This window comes from Verminephrobacter aporrectodeae subsp. tuberculatae (assembly GCF_026127385.1).
GTDB classification, from domain to species: domain Bacteria; phylum Pseudomonadota; class Gammaproteobacteria; order Burkholderiales; family Burkholderiaceae_C; genus Acidovorax; species Acidovorax aporrectodeae.
Window position 1 is genome coordinate 1 of record NZ_QZCX01000015.1, and the last position, 454, is coordinate 454.

At 65.9% G+C, this 454-nt stretch carries 1 protein-coding gene; it reads right to left on the reverse strand.

Going from position 1 to position 454, the window contains the following annotated elements; translation table 11 throughout:
* On the reverse strand, positions 1–454 hold a 454-nt coding region (locus D5041_RS21905), incomplete at both ends, for a SwmB domain-containing protein (protein ID WP_265285833.1).

Here is a 454-nt window from a genome sequence, read left to right on the forward strand (position 1 = left end):
TATCGCTAAAGCTGAGCACCAGTTGGTTGCCAGTGACCTTGGGACGCGAGTCGCCGGTGATGATCAGCGCCGGGGGCGTGGTGTCTGCTGCCGACGTGCTGTGGGTCACGGCCTGGTTGCTGAAGCTCACTGCGTCGTTGCCGGTTGCGTCCTGTATCACGTTGTTGCCCGTGGGCTTGGTGTAGCTCACGGTCACGGTGGTCTCCGCGCTGGTCACGGCGCGGCTCAGCGTCAGCGTCACGGTCTTGCCCGATACGGACACGCTGCTCACGCTGATGGCCGGATTGCCTGCGCTGCTGACCGCAAAGGCCGAGGCGGCTGCGGTGTTGGCGGCGTCCAGGTTGCTCTCGTCGGTGTAGGTCAGCGTCAGTTGGTTGCCGGTGACCGCGGCGCTCTGGAACACCGGGGGCGTGCGGTCTTCTCCGGGTGTGGTGGCCGGCGTGTTGTTCGTCAC